This window comes from Caballeronia sp. LjRoot34 (assembly GCF_964253815.1).
Classification (GTDB): Bacteria; Pseudomonadota; Gammaproteobacteria; order Burkholderiales; family Burkholderiaceae; genus Caballeronia.
Map to the genome: position 1 here is coordinate 2854400 of NZ_CAXUSB020000001.1, position 17110 is coordinate 2871509.

Annotated in this window: 14 protein-coding genes; 5 read left to right on the plus strand and 9 right to left on the minus strand. The window is 60.5% G+C overall.

Annotation, left to right across the window (positions count from 1 at the left end):
- Positions 1-187 precede the first annotated feature (187 nt).
- From ACSQ36_RS12780 to ACSQ36_RS12790, 3 genes are all read left to right on the plus strand, one after another.
- Positions 188-1432, plus strand: a complete 1245-nt coding sequence (locus ACSQ36_RS12780; RefSeq protein ID WP_436182147.1) for an MFS transporter — start codon at positions 188-190, stop codon at positions 1430-1432.
- A gap of 140 nt (positions 1433-1572) precedes the next feature.
- Positions 1573-1878 carry a hypothetical protein gene (locus ACSQ36_RS12785; protein WP_255631641.1) on the plus strand — a complete coding sequence of 102 codons (306 nt, stop codon included), beginning with the start codon at positions 1573-1575 and terminating at the stop codon, positions 1876-1878.
- Positions 1857-2381: a helix-turn-helix transcriptional regulator gene (locus ACSQ36_RS12790; RefSeq protein ID WP_436182148.1), complete on the plus strand. Its 525-nt coding sequence runs from the start codon at positions 1857-1859 to the stop codon at positions 2379-2381. The genes ACSQ36_RS12785 and ACSQ36_RS12790 overlap by 22 nt, the downstream gene beginning before the upstream one ends.
- A gap of 13 nt (positions 2382-2394) precedes the next feature.
- Here ACSQ36_RS12790 and ACSQ36_RS12795 read toward each other — a convergent pair whose 3' ends face one another.
- The 5 genes from ACSQ36_RS12795 to ACSQ36_RS12815 all read right to left on the minus strand — a co-directional run bounded on the left by ACSQ36_RS12795 (position 2395) and on the right by ACSQ36_RS12815 (position 8623).
- Positions 2395-4287, minus strand: coding sequence for a propionate--CoA ligase (locus ACSQ36_RS12795; protein WP_436182149.1), 1893 nt, complete (start codon positions 4285-4287; stop codon positions 2395-2397).
- Positions 4288-4475: 188 nt separating this feature from the next.
- Positions 4476-4991 (minus strand): hypothetical protein, encoded by a 516-nt coding sequence (locus tag ACSQ36_RS12800; protein WP_436182150.1) that lies wholly within the window; start codon positions 4989-4991, stop codon positions 4476-4478.
- The gene (locus tag ACSQ36_RS12805; RefSeq protein ID WP_213767413.1) at positions 4988-5212 is read right to left on the minus strand and encodes a hypothetical protein; all 225 of its coding nucleotides are present in this window, start codon (positions 5210-5212) and stop codon (positions 4988-4990) included. Before ACSQ36_RS12805 ends, ACSQ36_RS12800 begins: the two co-directional genes overlap by 4 nt.
- Before the next feature lie 262 nt (positions 5213-5474).
- Positions 5475-6266: a 5'-methylthioadenosine/adenosylhomocysteine nucleosidase gene (locus ACSQ36_RS12810; RefSeq protein WP_436182151.1), complete on the minus strand. Its 792-nt coding sequence runs from the start codon at positions 6264-6266 to the stop codon at positions 5475-5477.
- Entirely contained in the window at positions 6263-8623 is a 2361-nt protein-coding gene (locus ACSQ36_RS12815) for a UvrD-helicase domain-containing protein (protein WP_436182152.1), read from the minus strand. Before ACSQ36_RS12815 ends, ACSQ36_RS12810 begins: the two co-directional genes overlap by 4 nt.
- 1181 nt (positions 8624-9804) lie before the next feature.
- Here ACSQ36_RS12815 and ACSQ36_RS12820 point away from each other — a divergent pair.
- Entirely contained in the window at positions 9805-12687 is a 2883-nt protein-coding gene (locus tag ACSQ36_RS12820; RefSeq protein WP_436182153.1) for a valine--tRNA ligase, read from the plus strand.
- Between the two features lie 220 nt (positions 12688-12907).
- Complete coding sequence (gene galU, locus ACSQ36_RS12825; protein ID WP_213767704.1) at positions 12908-13789, plus strand: UTP--glucose-1-phosphate uridylyltransferase GalU; 882 nt, start codon at positions 12908-12910, stop codon at positions 13787-13789.
- A gap of 100 nt (positions 13790-13889) precedes the next feature.
- Here galU and ACSQ36_RS12830 read toward each other — a convergent pair whose 3' ends face one another.
- The 4 genes from ACSQ36_RS12830 to ACSQ36_RS12845 all read right to left on the minus strand — a co-directional run bounded on the left by ACSQ36_RS12830 (position 13890) and on the right by ACSQ36_RS12845 (position 17097).
- On the minus strand, positions 13890-14117 hold the full coding sequence (locus tag ACSQ36_RS12830; RefSeq protein ID WP_062084604.1) for a sulfurtransferase TusA family protein: 228 nt from the start codon (positions 14115-14117) through the stop codon (positions 13890-13892).
- A gap of 79 nt (positions 14118-14196) precedes the next feature.
- On the minus strand, positions 14197-15216 hold the full coding sequence (locus ACSQ36_RS12835; protein WP_436182154.1) for a Gfo/Idh/MocA family oxidoreductase: 1020 nt from the start codon (positions 15214-15216) through the stop codon (positions 14197-14199).
- Positions 15213-16211 carry an inositol 2-dehydrogenase gene (iolG, locus tag ACSQ36_RS12840; RefSeq protein WP_213767706.1) on the minus strand — a complete coding sequence of 333 codons (999 nt, stop codon included), beginning with the start codon at positions 16209-16211 and terminating at the stop codon, positions 15213-15215. Before iolG ends, ACSQ36_RS12835 begins: the two co-directional genes overlap by 4 nt.
- On the minus strand, positions 16201-17097 hold the full coding sequence (locus ACSQ36_RS12845; protein WP_213767707.1) for a MurR/RpiR family transcriptional regulator: 897 nt from the start codon (positions 17095-17097) through the stop codon (positions 16201-16203). Before ACSQ36_RS12845 ends, iolG begins: the two co-directional genes overlap by 11 nt.
- Between the last annotated feature and the right edge of the window lie 13 nt (positions 17098-17110).

The following is a 17110-nucleotide window of genomic DNA, read 5'->3' on the forward strand; positions in this document are numbered from 1 at the left end:
AAAGCGGGTGCACCGGCTCCACGCAGGGGCGAACTGCTGTCCGTTTCGCGACAAATTTTGGCCGGACAATGCGTAGCGGACACATTAAAATTATCAGGAGACGGCGCATTCGGGGGCTTCTGACCCGCTTCCGACCCGCTTCTACCCGATAACGAAATACGACGAGAGACAACCTCCAGCCATCATCATGCAGACAAGTATCGATAAAAGCGCGCTCGGCGCCGCACCCGCCCTGAGCCCTGCCGTTGCGCGCACGGCCTTCTCCGTGCTCGGCGCGATCAGTTTTGCGCATTTGCTCAACGACATGATCCAGTCGCTGATCCTCGCCATCTACCCGATGTTCAAAAGCGAGTTTTCGTTGTCGTTCGGGCAAATCGGCTTGATTACGCTGACCTACCAGATCACGGCGTCGCTGCTGCAACCGCTGGTCGGCTTATATACCGACAAACATCCGAAACCGTATTCGCTGCCGATCGGCATGGGTTTTACGCTGTGCGGCTTGTTGCTGATGTCGATGGCCGGAAGCTTCCCGGTATTGCTGGTAGCGGCGGCGCTGGTCGGATGCGGATCGTCGATATTTCATCCTGAATCTTCGCGGGTGGCGCGCATGGCGTCGGGCGGACGCCACGGGCTTGCGCAGTCGGTGTTCCAGGTCGGTGGCAATGCGGGCAGTTCCCTCGGGCCTTTGCTGGCCGCACTGGTCGTGATGCCGCATGGGCAACGCAGCATTGCGTGGTTCTCGGCTGCGGCGCTGCTCGCGATTTTCGTGTTGACCAACATTGGCCGCTGGTACCAACGCCACCCGGCAGTGAAGAAAGCCCGTGCTTCGGTCGCGGTGTCGGCATTGCCGCGCAATAAAGTGGTGCTCGCCATGACGGTCCTGATGCTGCTCGTATTCTCGAAGTACTTTTATCTGGCGAGCATCAGCAGTTACTTCACGTTTTATCTGATCAGCAAGTTTCATTTGCCGGTGGAAACCGCACAGGTGCATTTGTTCTGGTTCCTTGCGGCCGTGGCGGTAGGCACGATCGTGGGCGGTCCAGTGGGCGACAGGATCGGCCGCAAGGTCGTGATCTGGGTGTCCATCCTGGGCGTCGCGCCGTTCACGCTCATGCTGCCGTTTGCGAACCTGTTCTGGACCGGCGTGTTGTCAGTGGTGATCGGGCTGATTTTGGCGTCCGCGTTCTCCGCCATCCTGGTTTATGCCACCGAGCTGATTCCCGGCAAGGTCGGCATGGTGGCGGGGCTGTTCTTTGGCTTCGCGTTCGGCATGGGCGGCATAGGCGCAGCGGTCCTTGGCCATCTGGCTGACGCGACGAGCATCGACTATGTCTATAAGGTTTGTTCGTTCCTGCCGCTGATCGGAGTCCTGACGATCCTGCTGCCGAATACCCGGGATGCGAAGGAAAAAATGGTAACGGCAAAAGCGTAATGATCACGGTCATGTGAGCAGGACACACAGTCGACCGACGAACGCACAACTCCAAAACGGGTTTTCGTTTCGACGTTCCAGGCGCCGCCCAAGGTTGTCACTTGACAACCTTGGGCGGCGCCTCTATCATGGGGCTAACGATGACTCGATCACAGCATCAGAAGAAGGAAATTGAAGAAGCATTGCGGCACGCGGAAACGCATGGCTGGCGCGTCGAACAAGGAGGAAGCCATGCGTGGGGGCGAATTTATTGCCCCTACAACGCGGCCGAGTGCCGCTGCGGCGAGTTTTGTATCACCAGTGTGTGGAGCACGCCGAAGAATGCGGTGAATCATGCGCGAGCCATCAAGCGCGTGGTCGACAACTGCACATTTCAGTCAGACAAGGTTTCCGGACAATCAACGGTCTCAATTAAGGCAACACCATGGAATACACGTTCACATTGAAGTACCGGTTATCGGAAAGCGACTGCGATCACGAAGCGTTGATCGGACGTCTCGGTGCCGCAGGATGCGACGACGCATTGATCGGTGTTGGTCAGCCGGGGCGAATTGCGCTGGCGTTCACGCGGGAAGCAGAGAGCGCACAAGCGGCGCTCATGAGCGCCTTGAAGGATGTCAAGTCGGCCATTCCGTCCGCCACTCTGGTGGAAGCTTCACCGGATTTTGTCGGCCTGACCGACGTCGCCGACGCAATCGGCGTCACGCGGCAGAACATGCGCAAGTTGATGCTCACGAACGCGAACACCTTTCCATCGCCGGTGCACGAGGGCGGCACCGCAATATGGCATCTGGCGGAAGTCATGGACTGGCTCAAGGCAAAAGGCACGTACCAGCTTGAGCAAGCGGTTCACGAAATTGCGGAGACAACCATGCAGGTCAATCTCACGAAAGAAGCGCAGCGGCTCACGCCCCGGGCGGAGCGTGAGTTGAGGGCTTTGGTGAAATAAAAAGGACGCGCCGCTACCGCGACAAAGCCTCCTTCACCTGCACCAGCGCCCCGGCATCCTCGATCATCGGCAGATCGCCGGGGTCGCGCCCTTCGGCCAACGCAGCAATCGCCCGCCGCAGCAACTTGCCCGACCGGGTCTTCGGCAGCATCGCCAGGAAATGGACTCTGGCGGGACGAGCGATCGCACCCAAATGCGCATCCACGCTTCGACAAAGTTCGGCCTCAAGCGCTTCACGCGCGCCCTCTGCCTCCAAGGCCTGGGCATCGCGTAAAACGACGAAGGCCAGTGCGACTTGCCCTTTCACCGAATCGGCCACGCCCACCACCGCCACTTCAGCCACGGCCCGGTGACTGCTTAACGCCTCTTCTATCTCGCGCGTGCCCAGCCGATGCCCCGCCACGTTGATCACGTCGTCGGTGCGGCCGAGGATGGATACGTAGCCGTCTTCATCGGTCACGCCCCAGTCGAAGGTCGAATAAAGTTGCTGCCCCGGCACGCTTTCCCAGTACGTCTTGATGAAGCGCGAATCGTCTCCCCACACCGTCTGCATGCAACCCGGCGGCAACGGATAATCAAGCGTGATCACGCCCTTCTCGCCCGGCGCACAGATATCGCCAGTCGCCTCGTTTCGCACGGTCAATGCAAAGCCCATCGACGGTACGCCCGGCGATCCGAGCTTCGGCGGCAACGCTTCAATCCCTCGTGGAATCGCGATCATCGGCCAGCCGGTTTCGGTCTGCCAGTAATTATCGACGACGGGCTTTTTGAGCGCGCCCTGAATCCACTGCGCCGTGGGTTCATCCAGCGGTTCGCCGGCCAGAAACAGCGTGCGCAGGCTGGATAAATCCGCCTGTTCCATCAGCTTCGGGTCCTGCTTCTTGAGCACGCGCAACGCGGTCGGCGCGGTGAACATCAGGTTGATCTTGTGCTGCTCGATGATCCGCCACCAGATGCCGCCATCGGGGCGGATCGGTGTGCCTTCGTACATGACGGTCGTCAGGCCGGCAATCAGCGGTGCATAAATAATGTAGCTGTGCCCGACCACCCAGCCCACGTCCGACGCGGTCCACATGGTGTCGCCAGGCTTGCCCTGGAAGATATGTTCCATCGATGCCGCCAGCGCCACCGCGTATCCGCCCACGTCGCGTTGCACACCCTTCGGCTTGCCGGTCGTCCCCGACGTGTAGAGCACGTACGAAGGCTCGTTCGATTCGAGCCATAAGCATGGAACAAGCGCGTCGAAGAACTGTTCACGCAACGGCTCGTAGGAAACCAGATACGGCGCCTGCAACCGTTCCGGCGCGAGCTGGCGGTCGATCAACAACACCTTCGGCACCTTATGCGTGGCGCGTGCCAGCGCTTCGTCCACAAGTGGCGTGTAATCGATCACCTTGCCTGCCCGCGCACCGGCGTCGGCGGTAACGATCAGCACAGGCGTGGCGTCATCAATACGCGCCGCCAGGCTCGGGGCCGCGAAGCCGCCGAACACGACCGAATGGATTGCGCCGAGCCGCGCGCAGGCGAGCATCGCGAACAGGGCTTCGGGAATCATTGGCAAATAGATCAGGACACGCTCGCCCTGTTTCACGCCGAGCGAGCGCATGACAGCAGCCATGCGGTTCACTTCCGCGTGCAGCTCGGCGTAGGTGTAGCGCCGCTCGATGCCCGTTTCCGTCGATACATACACCAGCGCGTTTTGCTGCGCGCGGGCGGCGAGATGCCGATCAACGGCGTTATAGCAGAGATTGGTCTTGCCGCCGACAAACCAGCGCGCGAACGGCGGATTGCTGCGATCAAGCACCTGCTCGAACGGCGTTTCCCAATGGATGCGCCTTGCCTGTTCGCCCCAGAACGATTCCGGATCTTCGATCGAACGGCGGTGAGCTTCACGATAAGTCGGCATTCGAACCCCTGTCTGAACCTATGTCTGGTAGCGGAACGCCGCGCCTAATCATTCTCAGGCGCCAAGCGAATTGCTCCTGAGCATAGTTCAGGCCGTGGGACGCTGCTAGAGAGGGACGGCCCTGAGTCGACCGCGCGATGAGCGGCTCCGCCACGTCGCCAGCCTTCGTTTCAACACAGGCTGCGACGCTACGGCATCTGCAAGCGCGGCTTATCGGTTGATCGGGATTTCTCCAGATCGCCTGTCGAATGTTTGAGCAGCACGGGCGTGAGTTCGCCGGCCACTCGCATGCTGGACACCACGACCATTCGCACGCCACTGCCCTCGGTCGCGGCGCGCACGGCTTCCCGCGTCGACGCCCGCGCTTCTATCCTCGGCTCGATCACTATGAATCCGCGGCAAAAAAGGGCGAGTGTTTCCCGATGGGAACGTAGCCAGGCGCTGCGCAGGCGCGTGTCATCGGCGGTTTCATCGGCGTCATGTTCCGACACGATCACGAACGGCGTCGTCAACAATAACAACCGCTGCATCTCGGCGCCCCAGCCGAACGCATAGCCCGGCTGCACTGCGCGCCGGCGCAAGCGCACGAGCGGAAAGCGGCTGGCGTCGTGCATGCGCTGATCGGGAATATCGAACGCGTCGGATGCGTCAATAACGGCGGCGGGGCTGACGGACTTGGCCAAGGGAGATGGGGTAGCAATCACAGCGGTCTCGTACTCCAGAAATTCATGGCTAATGCAAGGTTTGCGACTATCGGACGACGTGAAAACCGGGGCGGCCGGGGCTGCTTCGCGATGTCGCTGATATCGCTGATGGGTTGCGCCGCTGCGGCGAGCCATGCTCGGCGCGTGGTCTCGATCACCCGTGCGGCGTTCGCGGACATTGCGCGCTGTGCCCGGCTGGAATCGGGCGTCGTTTCGGTCATGTGGACCTCCTGTCGTCCCGAGCATTGTAATTGCGAATCATTCTCACTTACAAGAGAGAATTTTGGGGAGCGAGTCGGAGGAGAACCGAAGGAGATGGGGGATATGCCGCGGCGCTGAAGGCGGCATCGCGAAGATGGCACGGCCGGGTCGTCCTGCTGCGGCGATAGGACGCGTATAAGGACGCAGCGCTTTAGCCGCGTATTTCCGCGCGGTACAGAAGGGGCGTTGGGGTGAACAGCTAGGCGATGACGAAAGCAACGTTCAGGAAGGGAGGCGCACGTCGTCGCCGCGAGCCCAAGCCGCCAGAAACCGTCGCAGAATTCCCGACGAATAGGCACCGCCCAACGCATGCAGGAAATCGAGGAAAGATTCGGGCGCATCGGCGTCGGCGGTATCGGAAACGGTGCGCACGACAGCGCACCGGACACCGTGCTCGAAACACACTTGGGCGAGCGCCGCGCCTTCCATCTCGACCGCCAGCGCGTCGGGCAACGCTGCTCGCAGCGCATCCACCTCGTCGTGACTGGAAACAAACCGGTCGCCGCTCACGATCAACCCGCGATGCAATCGCGGCGGATGAACACCAAAACGCGCCTCCAACGCAGCATGTTCATCGGCGAGAAATGCCCTGCATGCTTCTGCCAGCGCGGCATTCAGCGTCGCATCGCCGGGAAAGTGCGCCATGCCCAGCAACGGCACTTCAAAGCGCGGAAATAACGGCGATGCGTCGAGATCGTGCTGCATCAGCGTTTCACCAATCACGATATCGCCTACACGCACGTCGACGCGCACGCCGCCAGCCACGCCGGTGAACACAATGGCGTTCACGCCGAACACGTGAATCAGCGCGCTCGCCGTCGCCGCCGCAGCCACCTTTCCGACGCGCGCGAGCGTGACCACGCACGGCACCCCATGCGCGATGCCGACGTGATACTCGCGCCGGCCGATGGTTTCGGTACGCACCTCACCGCCCACTTGCATCGATTCGATCAGGTCGCCCAGTTCCTGCGGCAACGCGGCCATGATGCCGAGATAGTTCATGCCCGCAGTCATTCCACCGCCTGCAACTTCGCAACTGCCAACGCAAGCCACTTCTCGCCGTGGCGCTTGAAGCGGACTTGAGCACGGGCATCGGCGCCGGCCCCTTCTAGCCCGATCACCGTGCCTTCGCCAAACTTGTTGTGAAACACCGGCTGACCGACCTTGAAACCGGTGTCGGTGGCGCGCTGATTGTTGGCGAACGCGGGCAATGGCTTGCCGGCATCGGGATCGGCGTACGCGGCGCGCTCCTTGTCGGGCCGTGCGAACCAGTCGCGGCCCCAGCCGGCGTTGTCCGGCCGGCCGCCCCAGCGCGCGCCCGCCTCCACTTTCGGTGTCAGCCACTTGAGCGAGCCTTCGGGGAGTTCATCGAAGAAACGGGAACGGATGTTGTAGCGCGTCTGGCCATGCAACATCCGGCTCTGTGCAAACGACAGATACAGCCGCTCCTTCGCCCGCGTGATCGCCACGTACGCAAGCCGGCGTTCCTCTTCGAGCCCGTCGCTTTCCTGCGCGCTGTTCTCGTGCGGGAACAGGCCTTCCTCCAGGCCCGTGATGAACACCGCCATGAATTCAAGGCCCTTGGCTGCGTGCACCGTCATCAGTTGCACCGCGTCCTGGCCGGCCTGGGCCTGGTTATCGCCGGCTTCAAGCGATGCGTGCGACAGGAACCCGGCCAGTGGCGTCATGGTGTCGGGGTTTTGCGCGGGATCGGCGGGGCTTGCCGCTTCGAGCACATCGACGGACGGATCATCGGTCGTCAAGCCGATTTCCGGCGCGTTCGTCGCGCCCGGACGAAGCGGAATGGAGCGCGCGGGGGTATCGAGCCCGTAGCCCTCCTCTTGCACGAATGCCGCTGCGGCATTCACCACTTCCTGCAAGTTCTCCAGCCGGTCCTGACCTTCGCGCTCGTTCTCGTAATGCGTGGCGAGACCGCTTGCGCGAACCACGTATTCCACGGTTTCAGGAAGACTCATCTGCTGCGTTTCGGCGCGCATCCTGGCGATCAGTTGCGCAAACGCGCCGATGCTCGAACCCGCCTTGCCCATCACGTAGGGAACGGCGGCGGCCATCGAACAGTTGTAGAGGCGCGCGGCATCGGCGAGTTGCTCGATCGACCTTGCACCGATCCCGCGCGTCGGAAAATTCACGACGCGGGCGAACGCGGTGTCGTCGTTGGGGTTGTCGATCAGGCGCAGATACGCCAGCGCGTGCTTCACTTCCTGACGTTCGAAGAACCGCAAGCCGCCATACACGCGATACGCAATACCCGCGTTCACCAGCGTGTGCTCAATGGTCCGCGACTGCGCGTTGCTTCTATACAGGATGGCGATTTCGCTGCGCGCTGCGCCGGCATGGATCATCGACTTGATCTCCTCGACAATCCACGCCGCCTCCTGCGTGTCGGTCGCGGCCTCGTACACGCGCACGGGTTCACCATGACCGGCATCGGTACGAAGATTCTTGCCGAGCCGCCGCGAATTCTTCGCGATCAGGAAGTTGGCGGTATCGAGAATATGACCGTGCGAGCGATAGTTCTGCTCGAGCTTGATCATGTTGCGCACGTGGTACTCGCGCTCGAAGTCGTGCATGTTGCCGACGTTCGCGCCGCGGAACGCGTAGATGGACTGATCGTCGTCGCCGACCGCGAAGATCGCGTTGTGCTCGCCGGCCAGCATTTTCAGCCACGCGTATTGCAGCTTGTTCGTGTCCTGGAACTCATCGACCAGGATGTTGCGAAAGCGCGCCTGATAGTGCGCGCGCAGCGGCGGATTGTGCGCGAGCAGTTCGTAGCAGCGCAGCAGCAGCTCGGGGAAATCGACGACGCCCTCGCGCTGGCATTGCTGCTCGTAGGCCGCGTACAACTCGACGAACTTCATGTTGAAGGAATCGGTTGCGTCGACGTCTTTCGGGCGCAGGCCTTGTTCCTTGGCGTTGTTGATGAAGTACTGGAGATTTTTAGCCGGATATTTCTCGTCGTCGATATTCAGGCCCTTCATCAGCCGTTTGATCGCCGACAACTGGTCGGCGGTATCGAGGATCTGGAAGGTCTGCGGCAGGCCGGCGTCGCGAAAATGGGCGCGCAGCATGCGGTTGCAGAGGCCGTGAAAGGTGCCGATCCACATGCCGCGGGTGTCGATAGGCATCATCGCGGTCAGGCGCGCCATCATTTCCTTGGCGGCCTTGTTCGTGAAGGTGACGGCGAGAATTGTTGTGGGCGACGCGAATCCCTGCTGGATCAGCCAGGCGATACGGGTGATGAGTACGCGCGTCTTGCCGCTGCCCGCGCCCGCGAGGATAAGCGCCGGCTCGTTCGGCAGCGTGACGGCGGCGAGTTGTTCGGGGTTCAGATTGGCGAGCAGATCGGGCATGGGGGAGTTTTCCGGTGGGACGGGTATTATAAATCGTTAGCAGGCGGGGGTCGTTGGCACTCGGGGGTGGGGGCGGTCGGGGTTGATGTCGGGGTGGTCGGTTCTGGGGTTAGCGGTCGGGGTCTATGCCGGGTTGCTGCTTTCGGCCGTGGTGGTCTGCGAGAGTCGGATTTTCTCTTTATCACTGTTAGCCACTGTGCGTGGCGGCACGTCATTTCTTTGTCCAAAGCGACAAAGAAACGAAGCAAAGAAAACGCTTTAACCGCTCTACCCTAAGTGTCCACAGCGTGCAGTTTTCATTCATAGGTGCCCCAAAAGCACGGTGCTCGCCAGAGCGGAGGATGTGTGAAACCCTCCTTCTCCGAACACGGATACCCACACGCTTCGCCACCAGTGATTGAACCTGCCCAAGGGGCACCCCGCGCTATCCGCGGACGACCAACCACCAATTTGTACGCACGACGGACCACGCCGCCAACCCGCCAAGTAATAAAGCCCCAAAAATCTGTAAAGCCGCAACCGACGAAAATAACCGCGTAAGCACGCGGTCAGCTCACCAAAAACTGAAGCACTAAACACGCATCGAGCTGCGAGGCACCAAGTTGTGAGCCACGAATATGGCCGCACGAACCAGGCCGCGAACCCATCAAAAAAACATGGCCGGCAGAACGCGTGAGGCCGTGCTGGTCCCTTGGCAACTTGTGCTTGCCCGAGAGCGTACGGGGCGAAGCGTGTTCGTGTCAGGATTCGCGAGAAGGAGGGGTTCACACATCCTTCGCTCTGGCGAGCACCGTGCTTTTGGGGCACCTATGAATCAAAACTGCACGCTGTGGACACTTAGGGTAGCGTGGTTGAAAGCGTTTTCTTTGCTTCGTTTCTTTGTCGCTTTGGACAAAGAAATGACGTGCCGCCACGCACAGTGGCTAATAGTGATAAAGAGAAAATCCGAGTCACGCAGACCACCACGGCCGAAAGCACCAACCCGGCATTGACCCCGACCGCTAACCCCAGAACCGACCACCCCGACCGCCCCCCCAAAACCTGGCAACCGGGCACTCGATCCCCCCGCCCACCCCCACCCCTGACCTCCTCCCAAACCCAAGTGCCAACGCCACCCCTCCGACGCCTTATAATTCCCCGACCCCCGCTTCTTTTACGCATTTTTCGGCAGATTCCACCCCATGAGTGACAACACGAGTGACAACACGCTTGCGAAGAGTTTCGAGCCCCAGAACATCGAGTCCCATTGGGGCCCGGAATGGGAAAAGCGCGGCTACGCTGCGCCGACCCTGATCGAAGGTAAAAAAGATTTTTCGATCCAACTCCCGCCGCCGAACGTCACCGGCACGCTGCACATGGGTCACGCGTTCAACCAGACCATCATGGACAGCCTCACCCGCTACCACCGCATGCTCGGCGAAAACACGCTGTGGCTGCCCGGAACGGATCACGCGGGAATCGCCACGCAAATCGTCGTTGAACGGCAACTCGATGCACAAGGCGTATCGCGTCATGATCTCGGCCGCGAAGAATTCCTGAAACGCGTCTGGGAATGGAAGCAGAAATCCGGCTCGACCATCACGGGCCAGGTGCGCCGCCTGGGCGCATCCATCGACTGGTCGCGCGAATATTTCACAATGGACGACAAAATGTCGCCCGTTGTCATCGATGTGTTCGTCACGCTGTTCAAACAAGGCCTCATTTATCGCGGCAAACGGCTCGTGAACTGGGACCCGGTGCTGGGTACCGCCGTCTCGGACCTGGAAGTCGCCAGCGAAGAAGAAGCCGGCAGCCTCTGGCATATCCAGTATCCGCTGCCCGATGGCTCCGGCCACGTGACGGTCGCCACCACGCGCCCGGAAACCATGCTCGGCGACACCGCCGTGATGGTCCACCCGGAAGACGAGCGTTACGCGCACCTGATCGGCAAGACGGTCATGCTGCCGTTATCGAATCGGGAAATTCCGGTGATCGCGGACGATTACGTGGATCGCGAGTTCGGCACCGGCGTGGTCAAGGTCACGCCCGCGCACGACTTCAACGACTATCAAGTCGGCCTGCGCCACAAGTTGCCAATGATCGAGATCCTCACGCTCGATGCAAAAATCAACGACAACGCGCCGGAAAAGTATCGCGGCATGGACCGCTTCGTTGCACGCAAACAGGTCGTGGCCGACCTGGAAGCGCTGGGCCTGCTGGAATCCGTCAAACCTCACGCGCTGATGGTGCCGCGCGGCGACCGTACGGGCGTCGTGATCGAGCCCATGCTCACGGACCAATGGTTCGTCGCCATGAGCAAGCCGGCGCCGGAAGGCACGTTCCATCCGGGCAAATCGATCGCTGAAACGGCGCTCGACGTCGTGCGAAACGGTGAAATCAAGTTCGTCCCGGAAAACTGGTCGACAACCTATTACCAGTGGCTCGAAAACATCCAGGACTGGTGTATCTCGCGCCAGCTCTGGTGGGGCCACCAAATCCCGGCCTGGTACGGCGACAACGGCGAAATCTTCGTGGCAAAGACCGAAGAAGAAGCCCGCGCGGAAGCCACGGAAAAAGGCTACACCGGCGCGCTCAAACGCGACGACGATGTGCTCGACACCTGGTTTTCATCGGCGCTCGTACCGTTTTCTTCGCTTGGCTGGCCGAACGAAACGCCTGAACTCAAGCACTTCCTGCCTTCCTCCGTGCTCGTAACGGGTTTCGACATCATTTTCTTCTGGGTTGCCCGGATGGTGATGATGACCACGCATTTCACCGGCAAAGTCCCTTTCGACACGGTCTATGTCCACGGTCTCGTGCGCGACGCGGAAGGCCAGAAGATGTCGAAGAGCAAGGGCAATACGCTCGACCCGATTGATATCGTCGATGGCATCGACCTGGAAACGCTCGTCGCCAAGCGAATTACCGGCCTGATGAACCCGAAACAAGCCGAGAAAATCGAGAAAAAGACCCGCAAGGAATTCCCGGACGGGATCCAGCCGTTCGGCACGGACGCGCTGCGTTTCACCATGGCGTCCATGGCGACGCTCGGTCGCAATGTGAATTTTGATCTGGCAAGGTGCGAGGGATATCGCAATTTTTGCAATAAATTGTGGAATGCGACTCGCTTTGTGCTGATGAATACCGAAGGCCACGACTGTGGTTTCGGCAAGCCCGAGGAATGCGAGGCAGGCGATTGCGGACCGGGTGGATACCTCCACTTCTCCCAGGCGGACTTCTGGATCGTGTCGCTTTTGCAGCGCGTGGAAGCCGAGGTGGAAAAGGGTTTCGCCGATTACCGTTTCGACAACGTGGCGAGCGCAATCTACAAATTCGTCTGGGACGAGTATTGCGACTGGTATCTGGAACTGGCCAAGGTACAGATCCAGACCGGTGCGCCCGAACAGCAACGCGCCACCCGCCGCACCCTCCTTCGCGTGCTGGAAACGGTGCTGCGCCTGGCACATCCGGTGATCCCGTTCATCACGGAAGCCTTGTGGCAGAAGGTTGCACCGCTGACGGACCTGTATCCACAAGCCGCACAAGGCGGGGAAACCGCGTCTATCATGGTTCAGCCTTACCCGGTCGCGCAGCCGTCTAAAATTGATGAGTCTTCTGAACAGTGGGCAGCCGAACTGAAGGCCATTATCGATTCATGTCGTAATCTGCGCGGCGAGATGAACCTGTCGCCGGCGGTCAAGGTGCCACTGCTGGCAACAGGTGACGAAGCGCGGCTCAAGTCGTTTGCCCCGTATGTCCAGGCGCTGGCGCGTTTGTCGGAGGTAAAGATCATTGCCGACGAATCCGCGCTCGACGCAGAGGCAAGTGGCGCGCCAGTTGCTATCGTAGGAACGAACAAGCTGGTGTTGAAGGTCGAAATCGACGTTGCGGCGGAACGCGAACGGCTCACGAAGGAAGTGGATCGGCTGACGCAGGAAATCGCGAAGGCCCGTGTGAAGCTGGAAAACGAAAGTTTCGTGGCGCGCGCGCCGGCCGCAGTGGTCGAGCAGGAGCGCAAGCGGCTGGCGGAATTCGAATCGACTTCTGACAAGTTGAAAGCGCAATTGTCACGGCTTCCGGCGTAGGTAGGGGCCTCGGCGGCCTTAGCCGGTCAAGCGCGGCCGGCTAAGCGCTGAAAACAACCGATTGCTTGTTCCGCCTTATAGCAAAGTGCGTATTCATGCTTGAAGAATTAATCTCGCCGCACTTTTTTATCAACGCATCAACCTGCATCATGGCATCTGCTTCCATGCCCAACGTTTCAGGCTTGACGTTTAAACACGATACGAGGATCAGGGTCATCAAATGCTAAAAGTTACGAAAGCGGTTTTCCCGGTTGCGGGTCTCGGTACCCGATTCCTCCCCGCGACCAAGGCCAGCCCGAAGGAAATGCTGCCCGTTGTCGACAAACCGCTGATCCAGTACGCGGTCGAAGAGGCCATGGCGGCCGGCATCACGGAAATGATCTTTGTGACGGGCCGCAGCAAGCGCGCGATCGAGGATCACTTCGACAAGTCGTATGAGATCGAAGCCGAACTGGAAGCACGCGGCAAGCAGAAGCTGCTCGATCTCGTGCGCAGCATCAAACCGAGCCACGTGGATTGTTTCTATGTGCGTCAGGCCGAAGCGCTCGGTCTGGGCCACGCTGTGCTGTGCGCGGAAAAGCTGGTGGGCGACAACCCGTTTGCCGTGATTCTCGCGGACGACTTGTTGTACGGCACGCCGCCGGTAATGACGCAGATGATCGAAGTGTTCGATCACTATCACAGCTCGGTGATCGGCGTGGAGGAGATCCCGGCTCAGGATTCCAAGTCGTATGGTGTGATCGACGGGAAGGAATGGGAAGACAATATCTTCAAGCTGTCGGGCATTGTGGAAAAGCCGGAACCTGAAGTGGCGCCTTCGAATCTGGGCGTGGTCGGGCGATATGTGCTGAAACCGCGCATCTTCGATCACATCCGTGCATTGAAGCCGGGCGCCGGCGGCGAGCTGCAACTGACGGACGCAATCCAGTCATTGCTCGCTGACGAACAAGTGCTCGCGTACAAGTATCACGGCACGCGTTTCGATTGCGGCAGCAAGCTGGGTTATTTGAAAGCAACGGTGGAATTCGCGCTGCGCCATCCGGAAGTGGCCAAGGACTTTCAGGAATACCTGAACACGCGTTCGCCGCATTTGGTCGGCTAAGCGCTAACGCCTAAGCCGTAAGTCGCCAGCACACGGTTTGCGGCCGTAAAAAAATGCCCATGACTAAAATCATGGGCATTTTTTATTGGCCTTCAGTCAATCAGCGGCGTCGCATGAGGAAGGTGAACACCTTGTCGTGCGACGTCGATTCCACCAGTTCATTGCCGGTCTGCTTCGAAAACGCGGCAAAGTCGCGTTGCGAACCCGGATCGGTTGCCAGCACTTTCAATATCTGACCGCTCTGCATATCGGCCAGCGCCTTCTTCGCCCGCAGGATGGGCAACGGGCACGTAAGCCCGCGCGCATCGACTTCCTTGTGCACTTCCATCGAATTGAGCCTTGTTCGAACCCGCTTAGTGATCCCGCTTATTGATCCCGCTAATGAGGGTTCGATTTTACCCCACTGCCTAAAAATTCACCGCCTGGCCTTTAGCCAGAGACTCCCGCATCGCAATCCCGATACGCGTGGCCTCCCGCGCGTCGTCGAGCGTCAGGCCCGTCGCAGGGCCTCCGTTCAACGACGCCACGAACACCTCCGCTTCGGTCAGGAACGCTTGCTCGAAGCGCTCGAAGAAGGTCGGCGTGCATTCGTTGCGAATACCGCCGGCATCGTAGATTTCCACGCGATTCGCCCGCGGATTGTGTCCCACCGACAGCGCCCCACCCGTCCCGATCACTTCCGTCTGGGTATCGTGACCGTGGGCGCTGGTCCGCGATGCCTGGAACACCGCCAGCCGGCCGCCCTCGAATTCGCAGATGGAGACACCGTTGTCGATATCGCCGCATTCGGCCAGCCCTTCGTGGATCGCGATCGTGCCGCTCGCGAACACGCGTGTAACGCGCGGGTTACCCAGCATCCAGCGCGCGAGATCGATGTCATGGACACTGCAATCGAGGAACAAACCGCCCGATGTCGGCGCGAAACGGACGAAAAAACCATCGGGATCGTTCTTGTCGACGGTCTGCGAACGGACCATGAACGGCCGCCCGATCGCGCCTTGGCTGATCTTGTTGAAAGCGTCGCGATAACTGGCATCGAAACGGCGCACGAAACCGATCATCACCTGAAGATGCGGAACGCGCGCGCTTTCTTCAATCACGCGATCGCACTGCGCCAGGTCCAGCGACAACGGTTTTTCGCAGAACACATGCTTGCCCGCGCGCAACGCCGCGATGATCTGGTCAGCGTGCAGCGAAGTCGGCGTGACCAGCCAGACGGCGTCAAGCGATGCGTCTTTCAGCATCGATCCGTAGTCGTCGTAGAGCGCGAGTTCAGGCAGGTTGGCCGCCGCCCATTCGCGTTCCGCCGCGACCGGACTGCACGCCGCCGCGAGCGTTGCGCCGGGCACGTGCCACGCAAGGTTACGTGCGTGGCGCTGGCCTAGCCGCCCTAAGCCGACAATCCCTATCCGCACCGGCGTTTTCATGCCGCCCCCAGCTTGATGATCGTGCCTTCACGCCAGGACCGCGTGGCGGCTTCTGCAAGTTCCAACGCTTTCAGACCGTCCGCGACCGTCGTGCGAACCGGCTTGCCTTCCTGCACGGCATCGAAGAAATGGGCGATTTCCAGTGCGTACGCCGCGCGATAACGCTCCAGGAAAAACGCTTCCGGCACATCGCTCGAAACCGCCGTCTTTGAATATGCCGTGACTTCAGTCGGGCGCACATTGCCGGCTTGCAACATGCCTTGGCTGCCGAGCAGTTCGAAACGCTGGTCGTAGCCGTACGCCGCGCGCCGCGTCGTGTTGATCTGGCACAAGCGGCCGCGTTTGGTGCGGATCGTGACAGCAGTCGAATCGATATCACCCGCCTCCGCAATCGCCGAATCCGTCAGACAGCTTCCGGTTGCGTGCAGCGTGTCGGCTTCGTCGTCGAGCATCCAGCGGAAGATATCGAAGTCATGGATCAGCATGTCTTTGAAAATGCCGCCCGAATGCTTGATGTATTCCACCGGCGGCGCGCCTGGATCGCGGCTCGTGATCACCAGCATTTCCGGATCCCCGATTTCACCCGCCTCCACGCGCGCCTTCAATGCCGAAAAAGTCGGATCGAAGCGGCGCTGGAAACCGACCATGCACACCACGCCGGCTTTCGCGACGGCATCGGCACAAGCGCGTGCGCGTTCGAGCGTCAAGTCCACCGGCTTTTCGCAGAACACATGCTTCTTCTGCGCCGCCGATTTCAGGATCAGGTCGGCGTGCGTGTCCGTACTTGAACATACGACGGTCGCGCCTATCGATGCGTCCCCAAGCGCGCCCTCCACATCGGCCACTTGCGCGCCGTGAAGCGCGGCCAATGCGGCAGCGGCTTCCTTATTTACGTCCACCACGTACTTCAGGCGCACACCCGGCTGCTTCGCCAGGTTCGCCGCGTGGATCTTGCCGATCCGCCCTGCTCCGAACACCGCCACATCAATCGTCATAGCCGCCTGTCTCCCTTGATTCTTCTACGTTCAGTTCAAGCCGGTACGCAAGCGCGATAAACAGCGCCTGGCACAGGCAGATCGTGCTCGTGAGCGAACGGAACGCGAACGCGCTGCCTTCCTTCACGAACAAATGCGCGCTCGCGTGACGCGCGAGCGGCGAAAGCTGGCCATCGGTAATCACGAGCGTCTTGGCGCCGTGATGCTGCGCCGCGCGCACGCAGTACTGCGTCTCCTTGCCGTAAGGCGCAAAGCTGATCGCGACCACCACGTCGCCCTTCTTCACGCTGCGAATCTGCTCGCGATACATGCCGCCGAAACCGGATACCAAGTGCACGCGTTTGGCCGTGTGCTGCAGCGCGTAGACGATATAACTCGCCACCGGAAACGAGCGCCGCACGCCGACCACGTAGATGTTCTCGGCCTGCTCCAGCATCTTTACCGCGGCTTCGAACTGGACGTCGTCAAGACCCGCTTCGAGTTCCTCCAGCCCGCTCCGGCTCGCCGCGATAAATTCGCGCGCCACCGATCCGCCCGACAACTTGCCAGGCTTTTCATCGATGAGTTTCCTGATGCGCTGCTGATAGCTCTGCGCGGAACCGTTCTGGCCCGTGTAGGCCTGCTTGAAGATGGCCTGGAGGTCGGAGAAGCCCGAGAAGCCGAAGCGCTGCGCGAAGCGCACGACAGCCGATGGATGCACTCCGCACGCGCTGGCGATGTCGCCGGTGCGGTCCATCATCACGTTGCTGCGATGCTGTTCAATATACGTTGCCACGCTTTTTAGCTGGCGCGGCAACGCGTCGTACGCCTCGGTGATCCGCAGCATCAGTTCGTCGACTGTGAGCGTCTCGGTCGTCTCTTGGGGATCTTGCGTGTCTTCCTGCATGCCGCGCTCATGG

Excerpts from the sequence above, each read along its gene's own strand:
- ACSQ36_RS12790 (WP_436182148.1), top strand. The coding sequence starts at position 1,857 with ATGGAATACACGTTCACATTGAAGTACCGGTTATCGGAAAGCGACTGC.
- ACSQ36_RS12805 (WP_213767413.1), bottom strand. The coding sequence starts at position 5,212 with ATGACCGAAACGACGCCCGATTCCAGCCGGGCACAGCGCGCAATGTCC.
- iolG (WP_213767706.1), bottom strand. The coding sequence starts at position 16,211 with ATGACGATTGATGTGGCGGTGTTCGGAGCAGGGCGGATCGGCAAGATC.
- ACSQ36_RS12830 (WP_062084604.1), bottom strand. The coding sequence starts at position 14,117 with ATGGAAGTGCACAAGGAAGTCGATGCGCGCGGGCTTACGTGCCCGTTG.
- galU (WP_213767704.1), top strand. The coding sequence starts at position 12,908 with ATGCTAAAAGTTACGAAAGCGGTTTTCCCGGTTGCGGGTCTCGGTACC.
- ACSQ36_RS12795 (WP_436182149.1), bottom strand. The coding sequence starts at position 4,287 with ATGCCGACTTATCGTGAAGCTCACCGCCGTTCGATCGAAGATCCGGAA.
- ACSQ36_RS12820 (WP_436182153.1), top strand. The coding sequence starts at position 9,805 with ATGAGTGACAACACGAGTGACAACACGCTTGCGAAGAGTTTCGAGCCC.
- ACSQ36_RS12785 (WP_255631641.1), top strand. The coding sequence starts at position 1,573 with ATGACTCGATCACAGCATCAGAAGAAGGAAATTGAAGAAGCATTGCGG.
- ACSQ36_RS12835 (WP_436182154.1), bottom strand. The coding sequence starts at position 15,216 with ATGAAAACGCCGGTGCGGATAGGGATTGTCGGCTTAGGGCGGCTAGGC.
- ACSQ36_RS12810 (WP_436182151.1), bottom strand. The coding sequence starts at position 6,266 with ATGACTGCGGGCATGAACTATCTCGGCATCATGGCCGCGTTGCCGCAG.
- ACSQ36_RS12780 (WP_436182147.1), top strand. The coding sequence starts at position 188 with ATGCAGACAAGTATCGATAAAAGCGCGCTCGGCGCCGCACCCGCCCTG.
- ACSQ36_RS12815 (WP_436182152.1), bottom strand. The coding sequence starts at position 8,623 with ATGCCCGATCTGCTCGCCAATCTGAACCCCGAACAACTCGCCGCCGTC.
- ACSQ36_RS12845 (WP_213767707.1), bottom strand. The coding sequence starts at position 17,097 with ATGCAGGAAGACACGCAAGATCCCCAAGAGACGACCGAGACGCTCACA.